This window comes from Pseudomonas sp. ARP3 (genome assembly GCF_001029595.1).
Taxonomy (GTDB): domain Bacteria; phylum Pseudomonadota; class Gammaproteobacteria; order Pseudomonadales; family Pseudomonadaceae; genus Aquipseudomonas; species Aquipseudomonas rhodesiae.
This window is the reverse complement of the sequence record NZ_LEKF01000029.1, coordinates 1-18,272: the sequence shown is the minus strand read 5'-3', so window position 1 is coordinate 18,272 and position 18,272 is coordinate 1. Positions and strand designations below refer to the sequence as shown.

At 54.4% G+C, this 18,272-nt stretch carries 14 protein-coding genes and 4 tRNA genes; all 18 read right to left on the bottom strand.

Features of this window, described 5'->3' with window-relative positions; all coding sequences use genetic code 11:
- Positions 1-7 precede the first annotated feature (7 nt).
- The 18 genes from fusA to birA all read right to left on the bottom strand — a co-directional run bounded on the left by fusA (position 8) and on the right by birA (position 18,040).
- Positions 8-2,113, bottom strand: a complete 2,106-nt coding sequence (gene fusA / locus ABX75_RS25025; protein ID WP_034100998.1) for an elongation factor G — start codon at positions 2,111-2,113, stop codon at positions 8-10.
- Between the two features lie 30 nt (positions 2,114-2,143).
- Positions 2,144-2,614 carry a 30S ribosomal protein S7 gene (gene rpsG, locus ABX75_RS25020; protein ID WP_002555493.1) on the bottom strand — a complete coding sequence of 157 codons (471 nt, stop codon included), beginning with the start codon at positions 2,612-2,614 and terminating at the stop codon, positions 2,144-2,146.
- A 118-nt stretch (positions 2,615-2,732) separates the two neighbouring features.
- Positions 2,733-3,104, bottom strand: coding sequence for a 30S ribosomal protein S12 (gene rpsL / locus ABX75_RS25015; protein WP_002555494.1), 372 nt, complete (start codon positions 3,102-3,104; stop codon positions 2,733-2,735).
- A 216-nt stretch (positions 3,105-3,320) separates the two neighbouring features.
- Positions 3,321-7,520 (bottom strand): DNA-directed RNA polymerase subunit beta', encoded by a 4,200-nt coding sequence (gene rpoC, locus ABX75_RS25010; protein ID WP_034100999.1) that lies wholly within the window; start codon positions 7,518-7,520, stop codon positions 3,321-3,323.
- A gap of 64 nt (positions 7,521-7,584) precedes the next feature.
- On the bottom strand, positions 7,585-11,658 hold the full coding sequence (gene rpoB / locus ABX75_RS25005) for a DNA-directed RNA polymerase subunit beta (RefSeq protein WP_034101000.1): 4,074 nt from the start codon (positions 11,656-11,658) through the stop codon (positions 7,585-7,587).
- A gap of 219 nt (positions 11,659-11,877) precedes the next feature.
- Complete coding sequence (gene rplL / locus ABX75_RS25000) at positions 11,878-12,243, bottom strand: 50S ribosomal protein L7/L12 (protein WP_034101001.1); 366 nt, start codon at positions 12,241-12,243, stop codon at positions 11,878-11,880.
- Positions 12,244-12,318: 75 nt separating this feature from the next.
- Positions 12,319-12,819, bottom strand: a complete 501-nt coding sequence (rplJ, locus tag ABX75_RS24995; protein WP_034101003.1) for a 50S ribosomal protein L10 — start codon at positions 12,817-12,819, stop codon at positions 12,319-12,321.
- Between the two features lie 198 nt (positions 12,820-13,017).
- Positions 13,018-13,713 (bottom strand): 50S ribosomal protein L1, encoded by a 696-nt coding sequence (gene rplA, locus ABX75_RS24990; RefSeq protein WP_003176434.1) that lies wholly within the window; start codon positions 13,711-13,713, stop codon positions 13,018-13,020.
- The gene (rplK, locus tag ABX75_RS24985; RefSeq protein WP_003176435.1) at positions 13,713-14,144 is read right to left on the bottom strand and encodes a 50S ribosomal protein L11; all 432 of its coding nucleotides are present in this window, start codon (positions 14,142-14,144) and stop codon (positions 13,713-13,715) included. The genes rplA and rplK overlap by 1 nt, the downstream gene beginning before the upstream one ends.
- Positions 14,145-14,261: 117 nt before the next feature.
- The gene (nusG, locus tag ABX75_RS24980) at positions 14,262-14,795 is read right to left on the bottom strand and encodes a transcription termination/antitermination protein NusG (protein WP_003176436.1); all 534 of its coding nucleotides are present in this window, start codon (positions 14,793-14,795) and stop codon (positions 14,262-14,264) included.
- Positions 14,796-14,804: 9 nt separating this feature from the next.
- Positions 14,805-15,173: a preprotein translocase subunit SecE gene (gene secE / locus ABX75_RS24975; RefSeq protein WP_003194658.1), complete on the bottom strand. Its 369-nt coding sequence runs from the start codon at positions 15,171-15,173 to the stop codon at positions 14,805-14,807.
- A gap of 45 nt (positions 15,174-15,218) precedes the next feature.
- Positions 15,219-15,294, bottom strand: a tRNA-Trp gene (locus tag ABX75_RS24970).
- Between the two features lie 160 nt (positions 15,295-15,454).
- Positions 15,455-15,530: transfer RNA gene (locus ABX75_RS24965), tRNA-Thr, on the bottom strand.
- A 26-nt stretch (positions 15,531-15,556) separates the two neighbouring features.
- A tRNA-Gly gene (locus ABX75_RS24960) sits at positions 15,557-15,630 on the bottom strand.
- Between the two features lie 24 nt (positions 15,631-15,654).
- Positions 15,655-15,739, bottom strand: a tRNA-Tyr gene (locus ABX75_RS24955).
- Positions 15,740-15,882: 143 nt separating this feature from the next.
- A complete protein-coding gene (locus ABX75_RS24950) occupies positions 15,883-16,329 on the bottom strand; it encodes a hypothetical protein (RefSeq protein ID WP_034101004.1) in 447 nt (148 codons plus the stop codon).
- A gap of 12 nt (positions 16,330-16,341) precedes the next feature.
- A complete protein-coding gene (locus tag ABX75_RS24945; RefSeq protein WP_034101005.1) occupies positions 16,342-17,091 on the bottom strand; it encodes a pantothenate kinase in 750 nt (249 codons plus the stop codon).
- A complete protein-coding gene (gene birA / locus ABX75_RS24940) occupies positions 17,081-18,040 on the bottom strand; it encodes a bifunctional biotin--[acetyl-CoA-carboxylase] ligase/biotin operon repressor BirA (protein ID WP_034115260.1) in 960 nt (319 codons plus the stop codon). The genes ABX75_RS24945 and birA overlap by 11 nt, the downstream gene beginning before the upstream one ends.
- Positions 18,041-18,272 lie beyond the last annotated feature (232 nt).

The window sequence follows — 18,272 nt, the reverse complement described above, 5'->3', positions numbered from 1 at the left end:
GACTGAATCAGCCTTGTTTTTTGGATACAGTTTCAGCGATGTGCGCCGGAGCTGTGTTGTATTTTTTGAATTCCATAGAGTAGCTTGCGCGACCCTGAGACATGGAACGAACGTCGGTCGCATAACCGAACATCTCACCCAACGGAACCTCGGCGCGAATCACTTTGCCGGAAACCGTATCTTCCATACCCAAGATCATGCCGCGACGACGGTTAAGGTCGCCCATGACATCACCCATATAGTCTTCAGGTGTAACAACTTCTACCGCCATGATTGGCTCAAGCAACTCACCACCGCCCTTCTGGGCCAGTTGCTTGGTTGCCATGGAAGCAGCCACCTTAAACGCCATCTCGTTGGAGTCGACGTCGTGGTAAGAACCGTCAAAAACGGTTGCTTTCAGGCCGATCAGCGGATAGCCGGCAACAACACCGTTCTTCATCTGCTCCTCGATACCCTTCTGGATAGCAGGGATGTATTCCTTAGGAACAACACCACCTACTACTTCGTTCACGAATTGCAGACCTTCCTGACCTTCGTCAGCAGGTGCAAAACGGATCCAGCAGTGACCGAATTGACCACGACCGCCGGACTGCCGAACGAATTTGCCTTCGATTTCACAGTTCTTCGTGATGCGCTCACGATAGGAAACCTGAGGCTTACCGATGTTGGCTTCGACGTTGAACTCACGGCGCATCCGGTCTACCAGGATGTCCAGGTGCAGCTCGCCCATGCCGGAGATGATCGTTTGACCAGTCTCTTCATCAGTCTTGACGCGGAAAGATGGATCTTCCTGAGCAAGCTTGCCCAGAGCGATACCCATTTTTTCCTGGTCATCCTTGGTCTTAGGCTCTACCGCAACCGAGATAACCGGCTCCGGGAAGTCCATGCGAACCAGGATGATTGGCTTAGCAGCGTCGCACAAAGTTTCACCAGTGGTGACATCCTTCATGCCGATCAGGGCCGCGATGTCGCCAGCGCGAACTTCCTTGATCTCTTCACGGGCGTTTGCGTGCATCTGCACCATACGGCCCACACGCTCTTTCTTGCCTTTAACCGAGTTGATCACGCCGTCGCCGGACGCCAACACGCCCGAGTAAACGCGGACAAAGGTCAAAGTACCCACGAATGGGTCGGTAGCGATCTTGAACGCCAGAGCCGAGAACGGCTCGCTGTCGTCAGCGTGACGCTCCATCTCTTCTTCCTCGTTATCAGGGTTAGTACCCTTGATAGCAGGAATGTCAGTAGGGGCAGGCAAGAAGTCGATAACGGCGTCGAGAACCAGGGGAACACCCTTATTCTTGAAGGAAGAACCACAAACAGCCAAGACGATCTCACCAGCGATAGTACGCTGACGAAGAGCGGCCTTGATTTCCACGTTGGTGAGTTCTTCACCTTCGAGGTACTTGTTCATCAGTTCTTCGCTGGCTTCGGCAGCAGCCTCGACCATGTTGTTGCGCCACTCATCAGCCAGTTCCTGCAATTCAGCAGGGATAGGCTTACGAACAGGAACCATACCCTTGTCGGCATCGTTCCAGTAGACAGCTTCCATGTTGATCAGATCAATCTGACCCTGGAAGTTATCTTCGGAACCGATAGCCAACTGGATCGGCACCGGAGTGTGACCCAAACGCTGCTTGATCTGACCGATCACGCGCAGGAAGTTGGCACCAGCACGGTCCATCTTGTTTACGTAAACAAGACGCGGCACGCCGTATTTGTTGGCTTGACGCCATACAGTTTCCGACTGAGGCTCAACACCCGAAGTACCGCAGAACACAACGACAGCGCCGTCGAGCACACGCAGGGAACGCTCAACTTCAATGGTGAAGTCCACGTGGCCCGGGGTATCGATTACGTTGAAGCGATGCTCGTCTTTGTACTGCTTCTCAGAACCTTTCCAGAAGGCGGTAATAGCAGCAGAAGTAATGGTAATACCACGCTCCTGCTCCTGAACCATCCAGTCTGTGGTCGCGGCGCCGTCATGCACCTCGCCCATTTTGTGACTTTTGCCGGTGTAAAACAGTACGCGCTCAGTGGTGGTGGTTTTACCAGCATCCACGTGTGCGACGATACCGATGTTACGGTAGCGGCTAATCGGAGTAGTACGAGCCATAAAGCCCTCGCAAAATTAGTGAAGCTAAAATTAGAAGCGGTAGTGCGAGAAAGCTTTGTTGGCTTCAGCCATACGGTGCACGTCTTCACGCTTCTTAACAGCAGCACCTTTACCTTCAGCAGCGTCCAACAGTTCGCCGGCCAAACGCAGAGCCATAGACTTCTCGCCACGCTTACGGGCGAAGTCTACCAACCAGCGCATTGCCAGAGCGTTACGACGGGACGGACGAACTTCAACCGGAACCTGGTAAGTAGCACCGCCTACACGGCGCGACTTCACTTCGACCAGCGGAGCGATGGCGTCGAGAGCTTTCTCGAAGATTTCCAGGGGGTCGCTGTTCTTGCGTTCTTTAACCTTTTCCAGCGCGCCATAAACGATACGCTCGGCAACGGCTTTCTTGCCGCTTTCCATTACGTGGTTCATGAACTTGGCCAGAATTTGGCTTCCGTATTTTGGATCGTCAAGCACTTCGCGCTTGGCTGCTACGCGTCTTCTTGGCATGGATAAGCCCTCAAACGGTCTTCAGGTTCGCTCGGAATCGGTGCCCTTTCGGGACGCCTCCGACCTTACTCTTATCGACTCAGAAAATAAGATGATTCAGGTTTGCAAAAAGCCGCTACTACTTAGGCTTCTTGGTACCGTACTTCGAACGACCCTGGTTACGACCCTTAACGCCGGAAGTATCCAAGGAACCGCGTACGGTGTGGTAACGAACACCTGGCAAGTCTTTTACACGACCGCCGCGGATCAGTACCACGCTGTGCTCTTGAAGGTTGTGGCCTTCACCGCCGATGTACGAGGAAACCTCGAAACCGTTGGTCAGACGCACACGGCATACTTTACGCAGTGCCGAGTTAGGTTTTTTCGGCGTAGTGGTATACACACGAGTGCATACGCCACGACGTTGCGGGCAGTTCTGCAGCGCAGGCACGTCGGATTTCTCGACGATACGCTTACGCGGCTGACGTACCAGCTGGTTGATAGTTGCCATCTACTAGCTCCACTGTTGTCTTGCGACGCTATTGTCTTGCAAGAAAAGCAAAATGGCAGGAACGAATTCCCGCCAAATTTAGGGGTACAAGAGTCTAAAGAGGATCTTGCCCCCAGTCAAGGCAAGGCCCCGACCTCCCCACCCATCGAACTGAAGCAAAATTGCCTCAATCCGACGAACGGAGCTGTCAGGGCCTAGACTCATCTATCGCAGAACTCAGTTACCGCTTGAGTTCAGCGCTTCGGTCAGTGCAGCTTCCACTTCACTGGCGCTTACGCGCAACGGCTTGTCGGCATCACGACGACGCTTGCGCTCGCTGTGATAAGCCAAACCGGTACCGGCTGGGATCAAACGACCCACAACCACGTTTTCTTTCAGACCGCGCAGGTAGTCGCGCTTGCCGGTTACCGCTGCTTCGGTCAGTACGCGGGTGGTCTCCTGGAAGGAGGCCGCCGAGATAAACGACTCAGTGGACAACGAGGCCTTGGTGATACCCAGCAGTACGCGAGTGAACTTGGAAACGAACTTATCTTCGTTCGCCAGACGCTCGTTTTCCACCAGCACATGAGTCAGTTCCATCTGGTCGCCCTTGATGAAACTGGAATCGCCGGATTCAGCGATTTCAACTTTACGCAGCATCTGACGCAGGATGGTCTCGATGTGCTTATCGTTGATCTTCACGCCCTGCAGACGGTAAACGTCCTGGATCTCGTTCACGATGTACTTGGCCAGCGCACTTACACCCAGCAGACGCAAGATGTCATGTGGATCGCTTGGACCGTCGGAGATAACTTCGCCGCGGTTTACCTGCTCGCCTTCGAACACGTTCAGGTGACGCCACTTCGGAATCAGCTCCTCATATGGATCACTACCGTCGTTCGGGGTAATGACCAGACGGCGCTTGCCTTTGGTCTCTTTACCGAACGCGATGGTGCCGCTGACTTCAGCCAGAATCGACGCCTCTTTCGGACGACGAGCTTCGAACAAGTCGGCAACACGCGGCAGACCACCGGTGATGTCGCGAGTCTTCGAAGTTTCTTGCGGGATACGCGCGATAACATCACCGATCGCGATCTTAGCGCCGTCAGCCACACCGACGAGGGCGTTTGCTGGCAGGAAATACTGAGCGATTACGTCAGTGCCTGGCAGCAACAGATCCTTGCCGTTGTCATCGACCATCTTCACGGCTGGACGGATATCTTTACCGGCAGCTGGACGGTCTTTCGCGTCAAGTACTTCAATGTTGGTCATACCGGTCAATTCGTCAGTCTGACGCTTGATCGTGATGCCTTCTTCCATACCCACGTAGGTCACGGTACCTTTCATTTCGGTAACGATTGGGTGAGTGTGCGGATCCCACTTGGCCACGATTGCGCCAGCGTCGACCTTGTCACCTTCTTTAACCGAAATCACAGCACCGTACGGCAGCTTGTAACGCTCACGTTCACGACCGTAGTCATCAGCGATTGCCAGCTCACCGGAACGGGACACCGCAACCAGGTGACCATCCACTCGCTCAACGTGCTTGAGGTTATGCAGGCGGACAGTACCGCCATTCTTCACCTGAACACTGTCAGCCGCGGAGGTCCGGCTTGCCGCACCACCAATGTGGAACGTACGCATGGTCAACTGAGTACCCGGCTCACCGATGGACTGGGCAGCGATAACGCCGACCGCTTCACCGATGTTCACCTGGTGACCACGAGCCAAGTCACGGCCATAGCACTTGGCGCAAATGCCGTAGCGGGTTTCGCAGCTGATCGGCGACCGAACAATCACTTCGTCGATGCTGTTGAGCTCGATGAACTCAACCCACTTCTCATCTACCAGAGTGCCGGCAGGAACGATAACTTCCTCGGTACCTGGCTTGAATACGTCACGGGCAATAACACGACCCAATACGCGCTCACCCAACGGTTCTACAACGTCACCGCCTTCAATGTGCGGAGTCATCAGCAGGCCGTGCTCGGTGCCGCAATCGATCTCGGTTACAACAAGATCTTGTGCAACGTCTACCAGACGACGAGTCAGGTAACCGGAGTTAGCGGTTTTCAACGCGGTATCCGCCAGACCTTTACGAGCACCGTGAGTGGAGATGAAGTACTGAAGTACACTCAACCCTTCACGGAAGTTCGCGGTAATCGGCGTTTCGATGATGGAACCGTCCGGCTTGGCCATCAGACCACGCATACCGGCGAGCTGACGGATCTGCGCAGCAGAACCCCGTGCGCCCGAGTCGGCCATCATGTACATCGAGTTGAAGGACTCCTGGTCAACTTCGTCGCCGTGACGGTCGATGACTTTCTCTTTCGAGAGGTTGGCCATCATCGCCTTGGAAACTTCATCGTTGGCCTTGGACCAAAGGTCGATCACCTTGTTGTACTTCTCGCCCTGGGTTACCAGGCCGGAGGCGTACTGGCTTTCGATCTCTTTCACTTCGTCGGTGGCTGCACCGATGATGCGGGCTTTTTCATCCGGGATAACGAAGTCGTTAACACCGATGGAAACGCCGGAAATGGTCGAATAAGCAAAACCGGTGTACATCAACTGGTCAGCGAAGATAACGGTCTCTTTCAAGCCAACCACGCGGTAGCACTGGTTGATCAGCTTGGAGATCGCCTTTTTCTTCATTGGCAGGTTGACGACATCGTACGACAGACCTTTTGGCACAACCTGATACAACAGCGCACGGCCGACAGTGGTGTCGACGATACGGGTATTGGTCACGCTGCCGCCATCACGGTCGTTGACGGTTTCGTTGATCCGCACTTTAACCTTGGCGTGCAGTGCGGCTTCGCCGGCACGGAACACACGGTCAACTTCCTGCAGGTCAGCGAACACACGACCTTCGCCTTTGGCGTTGATCGCTTCACGCGTCATGTAGTACAGACCCAATACAACGTCCTGCGACGGAACGATGATTGGCTCACCGTTGGCTGGCGACAGAATGTTGTTGGTCGACATCATCAACGCACGCGCTTCCAACTGGGCTTCCAGGGTCAGCGGTACGTGCACGGCCATTTGGTCGCCGTCGAAGTCGGCGTTGTACGCAGCACAGACCAGGGGGTGCAGCTGGATAGCCTTACCTTCGATCAGTACCGGTTCAAACGCCTGGATACCCAGACGGTGAAGGGTCGGTGCACGGTTGAGGAGAACCGGGTGTTCGCGAATCACTTCAGCGAGAACGTCCCAAACCTCTGGCAGTTCGCGCTCGACCATTTTCTTGGCCGCTTTGATGGTGGTTGCGAGACCGCGCATTTCCAGCTTGCCGAAGATGAACGGCTTGAATAGTTCAAGCGCCATTTTCTTAGGCAGACCGCACTGGTGCAGACGCAGGGTCGGGCCTACGGTAATTACCGAACGACCGGAGTAGTCAACACGCTTACCGAGCAAGTTCTGACGGAAACGACCTTGCTTACCCTTGATCATGTCAGCCAGGGATTTCAAAGGACGCTTGTTCGAACCGGTGATAGCGCGGCCACGACGACCGTTGTCGAGCAATGCATCGACAGCTTCCTGCAACATACGCTTTTCGTTGCGCACGATGATGTCCGGAGCGGACAAATCGAGCAAGCGTTTCAAGCGGTTGTTACGGTTGATCACGCGACGGTACAGGTCGTTGAGGTCGGACGTTGCGAAACGACCACCATCCAACGGTACCAGCGGACGCAGGTCTGGCGGCAGAACCGGCAGAACGGTCAACACCATCCATTCTGGCAAGTTGCCTGAACCTTGGAAGGCCTCCATCAACTTCAGACGCTTGGACAGCTTCTTGATCTTGGTTTCGGAGTTGGTTTGCGGAATTTCTTCGCGCAGACGGCCAATCTCGTGCTCCAGGTCGATAGCGTGCAGCAGTTCGCGTACAGCTTCGGCACCCATGCGAGCATCGAAATCATCGCCGAACTCTTCCAGCGCTTCGAAGTACTGCTCATCGTTCAGCAACTGACCTTTTTCAAGGGTGGTCATGCCTGGATCGATAACGACATAGCTCTCGAAGTAGAGAACGCGCTCGATATCACGCAGGGTCATGTCCATCAGCAAGCCGATACGGGACGGCAGCGATTTCAGGAACCAGATGTGGGCAACCGGCGAAGCCAGTTCGATGTGCGCCATGCGCTCACGACGAACCTTGGCCAGCGCAACCTCAACGCCGCACTTCTCGCAGATCACACCGCGGTGCTTCAAGCGCTTGTACTTACCGCACAGGCACTCGTAATCTTTTACCGGGCCAAAGATCTTGGCGCAGAACAGACCGTCACGCTCAGGTTTGAACGTACGGTAGTTGATGGTTTCCGGCTTTTTAACTTCACCGAACGACCACGAACGGATCATCTCAGGCGATGCCAATCCAATACGGATGGCGTCGAACTCTTCGACTTGACCCTGGTTTTTCAGCAAATTCAGTAGGTCTTTCAAGGCCTTTCCTCCTGGCGGAGCAGAGAGCGGGCATCACTGCCACGCTCTCGATTCGCGTCACGTGTTATTCGGTTTCCAGATCGATATCGATGCCGAGGGAACGAATTTCTTTGATCAACACGTTGAAAGACTCGGGCATGCCCGGCTCCATACGGTGATCGCCGTCCACGATGTTTTTGTACATCTTGGTCCGACCGTTCACATCGTCCGACTTCACTGTGAGCATTTCTTGCAGAGTGTAAGCAGCACCGTATGCTTCCAGTGCCCAGACCTCCATCTCCCCGAAACGCTGACCACCGAACTGAGCCTTACCACCCAGCGGCTGCTGGGTAACGAGGCTGTACGATCCGGTAGAACGGGCGTGCATCTTGTCGTCTACCAAGTGGTTCAGCTTCAGCATGTACATGTAGCCAACAGTAACCGGGCGCTCGAACTTGTTACCGGTACGGCCGTCGAACAGCTGCATCTGGCCACTTTCCGGCAGGTCAGCCAGTTTCAGCATGGCCTTGATTTCGCTTTCCTTGGCACCGTCGAACACCGGGGTAGCCATTGGAACGCCGCCGCGCAGGTTCTTCGCCAGATCCAGGATTTCCTGATCGGAGAAGGTGTCCAGCTCTTCGTTGCGACCGCCGATCTCGTTGTAGATCTCGTGCAAGAACTTACGCAGGTCAGCAACCTTGCGCTGCTCTTCGATCATACGGTTGATCTTCTCGCCCAGACCTTTAGCCGCGAGGCCCAGGTGAGTTTCGAGGATCTGACCAACGTTCATACGCGAAGGTACGCCCAGCGGGTTGAGGACCACATCGACCGGGGTGCCATTGGCATCGTGCGGCATGTCTTCAACCGGCATGATCACGGAGACCACACCTTTGTTACCGTGACGACCGGCCATCTTGTCGCCCGGCTGGATGCGACGGCGGATTGCCAGGTAAACCTTGACGATTTTCAGCACACCTGGAGCCAGGTCATCGCCCTGCTGCAGTTTGCGCTTCTTATCTTCGAACTTGTCATCCAGCAGACGGCGACGATCAACGATGTAGGCCTGGGCCTTCTCGAGCTGCTCGTTCAAAGCATCTTCAGCCATACGCAGTTTGAACCACTGGCCGTGCTCAAGACCGTCGAGGACTTCATCAGTGATGTCTTGACCTTTCTTCAGACCGGCGCCGCCTTCAGCTTTGTGACCTACCAAAGCGGAGCGCAGACGTTCGAAGGTCGCGCCTTCAACGATACGGAACTCTTCGTTCAGATCCTTACGGATCTCGTCGAGTTGGGTCTTCTCAATGGACAGAGCACGAGCATCACGCTCAACGCCGTCACGGGTGAAGACCTGTACGTCGATGACAGTACCCTTGGTACCGGTAGGCACGCGCAAGGAAGTGTCTTTAACGTCGCTGGCTTTTTCACCGAAGATGGCACGCAGCAGCTTCTCTTCTGGCGTCAGTTGGGTCTCGCCTTTCGGAGTAACCTTACCAACCAGAATGTCGCCTGCACCAACTTCAGCGCCTACGTAAACGATACCGGCTTCGTCCAGCTTGTTCAGTGCAGCCTCACCCACGTTCGGGATGTCTGCAGTGATTTCCTCAGGCCCAAGCTTGGTGTCACGCGCCACACAGGTCAGTTCCTGAATGTGGATCGTGGTGAAGCGATCTTCTTGAACAACACGCTCGGACAGGCAGATGGAGTCTTCGAAGTTGAAGCCGTTCCACGCCATGAAGGCGATGCGCATGTTCTGACCCAGCGCCAGTTCACCCATATCGGTGGACGGGCCGTCGGCCATGATGTCGCTGCGCTGAACACGATCACCCTTGCTCACCAGCGGACGCTGGTTGATGCAGGTGTTCTGGTTCGAGCGGGTGTATTTGGTCAGGTTGTAGATGTCGACACCGGCTTCGCCAGTTTCAACTTCGTCATCGGCAACACGAACCACAATACGGCTAGCATCAACGGAATCGATTACACCGCCACGACGCGCCACGACGCAAACGCCGGAGTCACGCGCTACGTTGCGCTCCATGCCGGTACCTACCAGCGGCTTGTCAGCGCGCAGGGTTGGTACAGCCTGACGCTGCATGTTGGAACCCATCAATGCGCGGTTGGCGTCATCGTGCTCCAGGAACGGAATCAGGGACGCTGCAACCGAAACTACCTGCTTCGGCGAAACGTCCATCAAGGTGACGTCTTCCGGCGCCTTGACGGTGAACTCGTTCAAGTGACGAACAGCTACCAGCTCATCGATCAGGACTTTCTTGTCGTTCATCGTGGCCGAAGCCTGAGCGATCACGTGATCAGCTTCTTCGATGGCGGACAGGAACACGATCTCGTCGGTGACCAGAGCGTCTTTCACCACACGGTACGGGCTCTCGAGGAAACCATATTGGTTGGTGCGCGCATAGGCGGCCAAGGAGTTGATCAGACCGATGTTCGGACCTTCCGGCGTTTCGATCGGACAAACACGACCGTAGTGCGTCGGGTGTACGTCACGAACTTCGAAGCCAGCACGCTCACGAGTCAGACCGCCCGGGCCCAGTGCCGAAACACGGCGCTTGTGGGTGATCTCGGAGAGCGGGTTGTTCTGGTCCATGAACTGGGAAAGCTGGCTGGAGCCGAAGAACTCTTTCACCGCTGCGGCCACTGGCTTAGCGTTGATTAGGTCTTGCGGCATCAGGCCTTCGCTTTCAGCCATCGACAGACGCTCTTTGACCGCACGCTCAACACGTACAAGGCCAACGCGGAACTGGTTCTCGGCCATTTCGCCTACGCAGCGAACACGACGGTTACCCAGGTGGTCGATGTCATCGACGATGCCTTTGCCGTTACGGATGTCGACCAGAGTCTTCAGTACCGCGACGATATCTTCCTTGCACAGCACGCCCGAACCTTCGATCTCGGTACGACCGATACGACGGTTGAACTTCATCCGACCGACCGCAGACAGGTCGTAACGCTCAGGGCTGAAGAACAGGTTGTTGAACAGGGTTTCGGCAGCGTCTTTGGTTGGTGGCTCACCAGGACGCATCATGCGATAGATCTCGACCAGCGCTTCCAATTGGTTGCTGGTGGAGTCGATCTTCAGAGTGTCGGAGATGAACGGACCACAGTCGATATCGTTGGTATACAAGGTCTCGATGCGAACGACCTGAGCCTTGGCGATTTTGGCCAGGATCTCGGTGTTCAGCTCGGTGTTGCACTCGGCCAGGATTTCGCCTGTGGCTGGGTGAACGATAACCTTGGCGGTCGTGCGACCCAGGACGTAGTCCAGAGGCACTTCCAGCTCTGTAATACCGGCTTTTTCGATTTGATTGATATGGCGCGCAGTGATACGACGGCCAGCTTCAACAATAACCTTGCCTTTTTCATCCTGGATATCCAGAACGGCAATTTCACCACGCAGACGCGACGCGATCAGTTCCAGCTTGAGGGTTTCATCCTTCAGACTGAATACGTTGGTGGTGTAGAAGGCATCAAGCACTTGCTCAGTGGTGTAGCCGAGCGCACGCAGCAGTACCGAAGCCGGCAATTTACGACGACGGTCGATACGCACGAACACGCAGTCTTTAGGGTCGAATTCGAAGTCCAACCACGAACCACGGTACGGAATGATCCGCGCGGAGTACAAGAGCTTACCGGAGCTGTGCGTCTTGCCGCGGTCGTGGTCGAAGAACACGCCCGGGGAACGGTGCAGCTGGGAAACGATAACACGCTCGGTACCGTTGATAACGAAGGTACCGTTTTCAGTCATCAATGGGATTTCGCCCATGTAGACTTCTTGCTCTTTGATGTCCTTGATCGCTTTGTTCGACGATTCTTTGTCGAAAATGATCAGACGGACTTTTACCCGCAAAGGTACGGCGTACGTAACGCCACGCAACACACATTCTTTGACATCAAATGCCGGTTCGCCCAGGCGATAACCCACGTACTCCAGCGCAGCATTGCCGGAGTAGCTGATGATCGGGAAAACGGATTTGAAGGCCGCATGCAGGCCCACGTCGCGGAACTGATCTTTGGTCGCTCCCGCCTGCAAGAATTCACGATACGAATCCAGCTGGATAGCCAGAAGGTACGGGACATCCATGACGTCCGGCAACTTGCTAAAGTCCTTGCGGATACGTTTTTTCTCAGTATATGAGTAAGCCATCAGCGTTCCCCAGCTTGGTCACCTGCTTGTTTGGCCCCTCCGACGGGAGCAGCCAGAAAATCTTGCAAACCCCATGGTTTGCACCACCGCATCGGGTGGCTACAGCGCGTTAATGGCGGCGACCGAGTCGACATCCAAGAACGGAAAAAGGCCGGTGGCAAGAGCCACCAGCCATCAGCCTTCAGCTTAACGCTTGGGCTGGAGACGCAAGGTCGATGCTTACTTCAGCTCGACTTTAGCGCCTGCTTCTTCCAGAGTTGCTTTGGCTTTGTCAGCTGCGTCTTTGGCAACAGCTTCCAGAACCATGGCAGGAGCGCCGTCAACTACAGCCTTGGCTTCTTTCAGGCCCAGACCGGTCAGTTCACGTACTGCCTTGATCACGTTAACTTTCTTCTCGCCAGCTTCGGTCAGCATGACGTTGAATTCGGTTTGCTCTTCAACAACGGCAGCAGCAGCAGCTGGGCCAGCGGAAGCAGCAGCAGCAGTAACACCGAATTTTTCTTCGAAAGCTTTGATCAGCTCAACAACTTCCATTACGGACATGCTGCCAACTGCTTCAAGGATATCGTTCTGAGAGATAGACATGAATCTAATTCCTGATATTGGGGACGGCCTACGCGACCATCGAAAAAAACAAAAAACGCGAGAAGTTGAAGAGCCTTAGGCTGCAGCAGCTTCTTTTTGGTCGCGAATTGCCGCCAGAGTACGAGCCAATTTGCTGGTAGCGCCTTGAATCACGCTCATCAGCTGGGAGATTGCTTCGTCACGGGTCGGCAGAGTTGCCAGCACGTCGATTTGGTTAGCTGCGAGGTACTTGCCCTCGAACGCAGCTGCCTTGATCTCGAACTTATCCTGACCTTTAGCAAACTCTTTGAACAAACGGGCAGCAGCGCCTGGATGTTGGGTGGAGAATGCAATCAAGGTCGGGCCGGTGAACACGTCGTTGAGAACACTGTATTCAGTGTCAGCAACAGCGCGCTTGAGCAGTGTGTTACGTACAACACGTACGTATACGCCAGCTTCACGAGCCTCTTTACGGAGTCCGGTCATAGCGCCTACTGTCACACCACGGGCATCAGCCACGACAGCGGACAGAGCAGCTTTGGCAGCCTCGTTGACTTCAGCGACGATGGCCTTCTTGTCTTCGAGATTAATTGCCACGGGTTTAACTCCTGCTTGTTACCGTTTCATCTGGCCGGAGCCGGATGTCGTTTTGGTGTCTGATTCGGTAAGGAACCGGGAGCACCATCTGCGTAGGCTTGTGGTTTAAGACTTACGTCGCCTACGGTCTTGGATAGCCCCCGCCAGGCAGGGACCCCAATTTTTTAATTGGCGCAATTGCGTGCGCCAATTTGTGTCTTATACGTCCAGCGAACCTTGGTCGATGACCAGACCTGGGCCCATAGTGGTGCTCAGGGTAACGCGCTTGACATAGATGCCTTTCGAAGAAGCTGGCTTGATACGCTTCAGATCCGCGATCAGGGCTTCAACGTTTTCCTTCAGCTTGACGGCGTCGAAACCAACCTTGCCTACGGATGTGTGAATGATGCCGTTTTTGTCGGTGCGATAACGAACCTGACCAGCTTTGGCGTTCTTAACCGCGGTAGCTACATCCGGAGTTACGGTGCCGACTTTTGGGTTAGGCATCAGGCCACGTGGACCCAGAATCTGACCCAACTGACCTACAACACGCATTGCATCAGGAGAAGCGATGACTACGTCGTAGTTCAGGTCGCCGCCTTTCATTTCGGCAGCCAGGTCGTCCATGCCAACGCGATCAGCGCCGGCGGCCAGAGCAGCTTCAGCAGCAGGACCCTGGGTGAAGACAGCTACACGTACAGTCTTGCCAGTGCCGTGTGGCAGCACAGTAGCGCTACGAACGACCTGGTCGGATTTACGTGGGTCAACGCCGAGATTCACAGCAACGTCAACGGACTCGCTGAACTTGACAGTCGACAGCTCGGTCAGCAGAGCGGCGGCGTCTACAAAGTTGTAGGACTTGCCTGCTTCGATTTTGCCGGCGATAGCCTTTTGGCGCTTGGTCAGCTTAGCCATTACACACCCTCCACGTTAAGGCCCATGCTACGAGCAGAACCGGCGATGGTACGCACGGCTGCATCCATATCAGCTGCGGTCAGATCAGCGTTTTTGGTTTTCGCGATCTCTTCCAGCTGAGCACGAGTGACGGTGCCAACCTTAACAGTGTTAGGACGAGCGGAGCCGCTGGTCAGGCCAGCAGCTTTCTTCAGCAGAACCGAAGCCGGAGTCGACTTGGTTTCAAAAGTGAAGCTACGGTCGCTGTACACAGTAATGATCACTGGAGTCGGCAGACCTGGTTCAAGACCCTGAGTACGGGCGTTGAAAGCCTTGCAGAATTCCATGATGTTCACGCCGTGCTGACCCAGAGCAGGGCCGACAGGTGGACTAGGATTGGCCTGAGCGGCCTTTACTTGTAGCTTGATGTAAGCGGTAATCTTCTTGGCCATGAGGCACTCCAATTACGGGTTCAGACGCCTCGAAAGGCTCCCCGGTTACTTGCGCGTTTATCCCAGTGACGACAAAACCCCACAGCCTAAGACTGCGGGGTTGGGATTCTTGCTCAGCTAGACCTTCTCGACCTGACTGAACTCCAGCTCTACCGGGGTAGAGCGACCGAAAATGAGCACCGCCACCTGGATCCGGCTCTTTTCGTAGTTAACCTCTTCGACAGTACCGTTAAAATCAGCAAACGGACCATCAGTGACACGAACAACCTCACCCGGCTCGAACAACGTCTTTGGCTTAGGCTTGTCGCTACCATCAGCAACACGACGCAGAATCGCTTCTGCCTCTTTATCAGTAATAGGCGCAGGCTTATCAGCAGTACCGCCGATAAAACCCATGACACGAGGAGTATCCTTGACCAAATGCCAAGTACCCTCATTCATGTCCATCTGAACCAGCACATAGCCAGGGAAGAACTTGCGTTCGCTTTTACGCTTCTGACCATTCCGCATTTCAACCACTTCTTCAGTGGGAACCAGAATTTCGCCGAAGCCATCTTCCATGCCTGCAAGCTTTACGCGCTCCAGCAAAGAGCGCATAACATGCTTCTCGTAACCCGAGTAAGCATGCACAACGTACCAACGCTTAGCCACGGGACACCCTTAGCCAACAATCAAGGAAACAAGCCAACCGAGCAGGGAATCAAGACCCCACAACAGCAACGCCATAACGAGAACGACAGCCACAACAATCAGCGTGGTCTGCGTGGTTTCTTGGCGAGTCGGCCAAACGACTTTACGAATTTCGGTGCGAGCTTCCTTCACCAGGACTGCAAACGACTTACCCTTTGCAGTCTGCAAACCCACAAAGGCAGCAACAGCAGCAAGAGCGAGCAATGCAAGAACTCGATACAGGATCGGCGAAGCAGAATAGTACTGATTGCCAACAACGCCTACGACCACCAGAGCAACTACAGCGAGCCACTTGACTAGATCGAAACGAGAGCTTTGAGCTTCAGCCTTAGGAGTCATCTATGAAGATCCTGTGAAAAGAAAGCCAGACACACCACGCGAATCTGGCAGGTCAGGAGGGAATCGAACCCCCAACCTACGGTTTTGGAGACCGTCGCTCTGCCAATTGAGCTACTGACCTAAAACAAAATCAGGCCGACCATTATGCAGGCCTGAAAAAGACTTTACAACAACCAACCCTACCAAACCTGGAAACACCCGGCAAAACAGCCAAGCAAACACCAGCAAATCAGGGCAGCCGTTAAAACAAAGGCAGATATTTTCATATCTGCCTTGTTATATGGAGCTCTTGAGCGGATTTGAACCGCTGACCTCACCCTTACCAAGGGTGTGCTCTACCAACTGAGCTACAAGAGCAAAACACTTTGCACGACCTACAAACATGGAGCGGGTAGCGGGAATCGAACCCGCATCATCAGCTTGGAAGGCTGAGGTTCTACCACTAAACTATACCCGCGGAGCCTGCAGCTCACGCTAAAAATGGTGGAGGGGGAAGGATTCGAACCTTCGAAGTCGTAGACGTCAGATTTACAGTCTGATCCCTTTGGCCGCTCGGGAACCCCTCCTAAGCGAGCCGGCATTCTACATCATGCCAGCCTTCTGTCAACAACTTTCTCATTTAAAAATATGAGGTTAGCAGCGTCGACCTCCGCTTCACACCGCAAACCTTAAAAGTCTTCACTGCGAAGCGGGCGCCATTCTATTCAAACTATTGGGCAGTTGCAACGCCTTCGCACAACATTATTTTATGTTTTAACTCATTGAATTCCCTAGCAAGGTTTTCAAATGGCAGATCATCAGCCAGGCGCCGGCTTTCAGGGGCAATTCTTAGCCAGTAGCGGGAGGCATCCGCCCCCTTCAACGACTGTACCCGGACCTTTATATCTAAACTAGTGAGGCGCTGCTCCAACGCCAGTGCTTGGCGCTGATCAGCAAATCCACCGATATACAAACAGGCATCCTGCGCCTCAGGCTCCCTGGCCGGATTCCGGCGAACGGCCGCGTCAGAGGACTCGCTGAGCAGTCGAATATCCTGGGCTGAGCCACGATATAGATTAAGAGGCGTAACATCCTTGGCGCGCAACGGCGCCTCTTGCTGATGCCAGATGTAATAGAAGACATTCAGAACAAGCAGAAGCAGAAAAAGCCAACGCATAGACAGGACACCTTAAGGCAAGGGACACGCCATCGCCAAACCAACGAAAACCAAGTCTGGTACAAGCCGAGCGCCAGGGACAGCGTCAGCAACTAACTCTGCATCGCCCCCCGTGAGAAACACAGTGAATTCGTCTCCCCAGTAGCTGCGAGCTAGCTCCAGCTGCGTCGACACGAATCCTCTCAACATCAATGTACAACCACGCTCCACAGCCTCCGCGGTTGTACGCCCTGGCGAGAGGCTTTCGTGAGCTCGCTCAGCAGCAATATCGTCATAACGTATCTTGCGCGTATGAGTGCGTAATTGATTCCGCATCAGCGGCATCCCGGGACAGATAAAGCCTCCTATGTGCTCGCCCCCCTTGGAAATGTAATCTGCTGTCGCCGCCGTGCCGAAGTCGAGCACAAGGCAAGCTCGAGATGCTAACTTGAATGCCCCCAGCATTGCCAACCAACGGTCGAGGCCAAGACGCTCGAACTCCTCATAACCATTTTGCACTCCAGCCATTTCTCGCGCAGACGCCGCCACCGAGACAGTAACGCCAAAGGCATGCTTGAGAGAATCGATGAGCTTATCGGTCTCCTCTACGGCACGGACACTTACTAGTCGGCAATGCGTCAGAATCAAACCAGGAACCGCTGCCAGACCTTCAATTAGAGCCGTGTCCGATCCGACCACCCCCTCAGCGTAGGTTGATATACTTATAGGCTCGAGAACACGCCATTTGATGAAGCTATTCCCACAGTCCAGCTCAAGAATCATCACGCAACCTCAGGCTTAGCTCACCACCACTGTAGGTTTTTTCGACGCCAGCCACGCTCAAGCGCAAGGCCCCTTGACTATCGATACCCAGCACATGCCCGTGAATTTGGTTGACACCCGCAACGAGAGTGACCGAGCGCCCCTGCCAAAGATGATTCAGCTCCCATTCCTCCTGCAAAGCCACAAAACCAAATTCTTGGTGGGATTTAAGGTAGCGCTGTAGCTGCATCCCAAGCTGAGCAATAAGAATATTACGATTGACAGCCCCCCCTGCCTCCAACTGCACGGACGTCCATTGCTGGTCGACACCTGTCACGTCTTGCATATTGACATTGATGCCAATACCCAAGACTACATGACAGATATCCGCGGGATCTCCCACCAGCTCCAGTAAAATGCCAGCAATCTTCTTTCCGTCCACCAGAACGTCGTTCGGCCACTTCAAACCAGCCCTATCCACGCCAAAATCACGCAAAGCCTGCATGACAGCCAAGCCAACCGCGAGGCTAAGCCCCTCTAATTGACGCAGTCCACCCTCCATACGCAGCACTAGGCTGTAATAGATATTTTGTGCGAACGGACTCACCCATTTGCGCCCCCGCCGGCCTCTCCCCGCCGATTGCCGCTCTGCGAGCACCAGAAAAGGCGCTGAATGGCCAGCCGCAATCAAGCGAAGAGCTTCAGCGTTAGTTGAGTCAATAGATTCTGATATATGGATAGGCCAGGCCAAGAGCGGTGCACGCTTAACAATGTCTTCAGCATCAAGCAGGTACAGCGGCACCGCCAACTTATACCCTCGCCCTCGAACCTTGTGTATAGGTAGATTCAACTCCACCTCTAGATTCTGAAGCTGTTTCCACACCGCACTTCGACTCACCCCCAGGGCCGTGCCGAGATCCTCGCCCGAATGAAATCGACCATCTTTAAGAAGCTTCAACAACGTCAACATGCAAGTATCGCCTCACAATGAGGCACGCATGATAGCCATGCGCAAGGTGATTGCATAGAAAGGGAAAAATTTAGCACTGCGATCTACAAGGGAAATGCTCATGGCTTTTCGAGCGCGCAAAACAAAACCCCAATTGCTTTCGCAATTGGGGTTTCGGAATTTAATCTTGACGATGACCTACTCTCACATGGGGAAACCCCACACTACCATCGGCGATGCATCGTTTCACTTC

Bases quoted from the DNA above. Each gene is read 5' to 3' on its own strand.
- fusA (WP_034100998.1), bottom strand. From the start codon at position 2,113: ATGGCTCGTACTACTCCGATTAGCCGCTACCGTAACATCGGTATCGTC.
- rpsG (WP_002555493.1), bottom strand. From the start codon at position 2,614: ATGCCAAGAAGACGCGTAGCAGCCAAGCGCGAAGTGCTTGACGATCCA.
- rpsL (WP_002555494.1), bottom strand. From the start codon at position 3,104: ATGGCAACTATCAACCAGCTGGTACGTCAGCCGCGTAAGCGTATCGTC.
- rpoB (WP_034101000.1), bottom strand. From the start codon at position 11,658: ATGGCTTACTCATATACTGAGAAAAAACGTATCCGCAAGGACTTTAGC.
- rplL (WP_034101001.1), bottom strand. From the start codon at position 12,243: ATGTCTATCTCTCAGAACGATATCCTTGAAGCAGTTGGCAGCATGTCC.
- rplA (WP_003176434.1), bottom strand. From the start codon at position 13,713: ATGGCTAAGCTGACCAAGCGCCAAAAGGCTATCGCCGGCAAAATCGAA.
- rplK (WP_003176435.1), bottom strand. From the start codon at position 14,144: ATGGCCAAGAAGATTACCGCTTACATCAAGCTACAAGTAAAGGCCGCT.
- secE (WP_003194658.1), bottom strand. From the start codon at position 15,173: ATGACTCCTAAGGCTGAAGCTCAAAGCTCTCGTTTCGATCTAGTCAAG.
- ABX75_RS24950 (WP_034101004.1), bottom strand. From the start codon at position 16,329: ATGCGTTGGCTTTTTCTGCTTCTGCTTGTTCTGAATGTCTTCTATTAC.
- ABX75_RS24945 (WP_034101005.1), bottom strand. From the start codon at position 17,091: ATGATTCTTGAGCTGGACTGTGGGAATAGCTTCATCAAATGGCGTGTT.
- birA (WP_034115260.1), bottom strand. From the start codon at position 18,040: ATGTTGACGTTGTTGAAGCTTCTTAAAGATGGTCGATTTCATTCGGGC.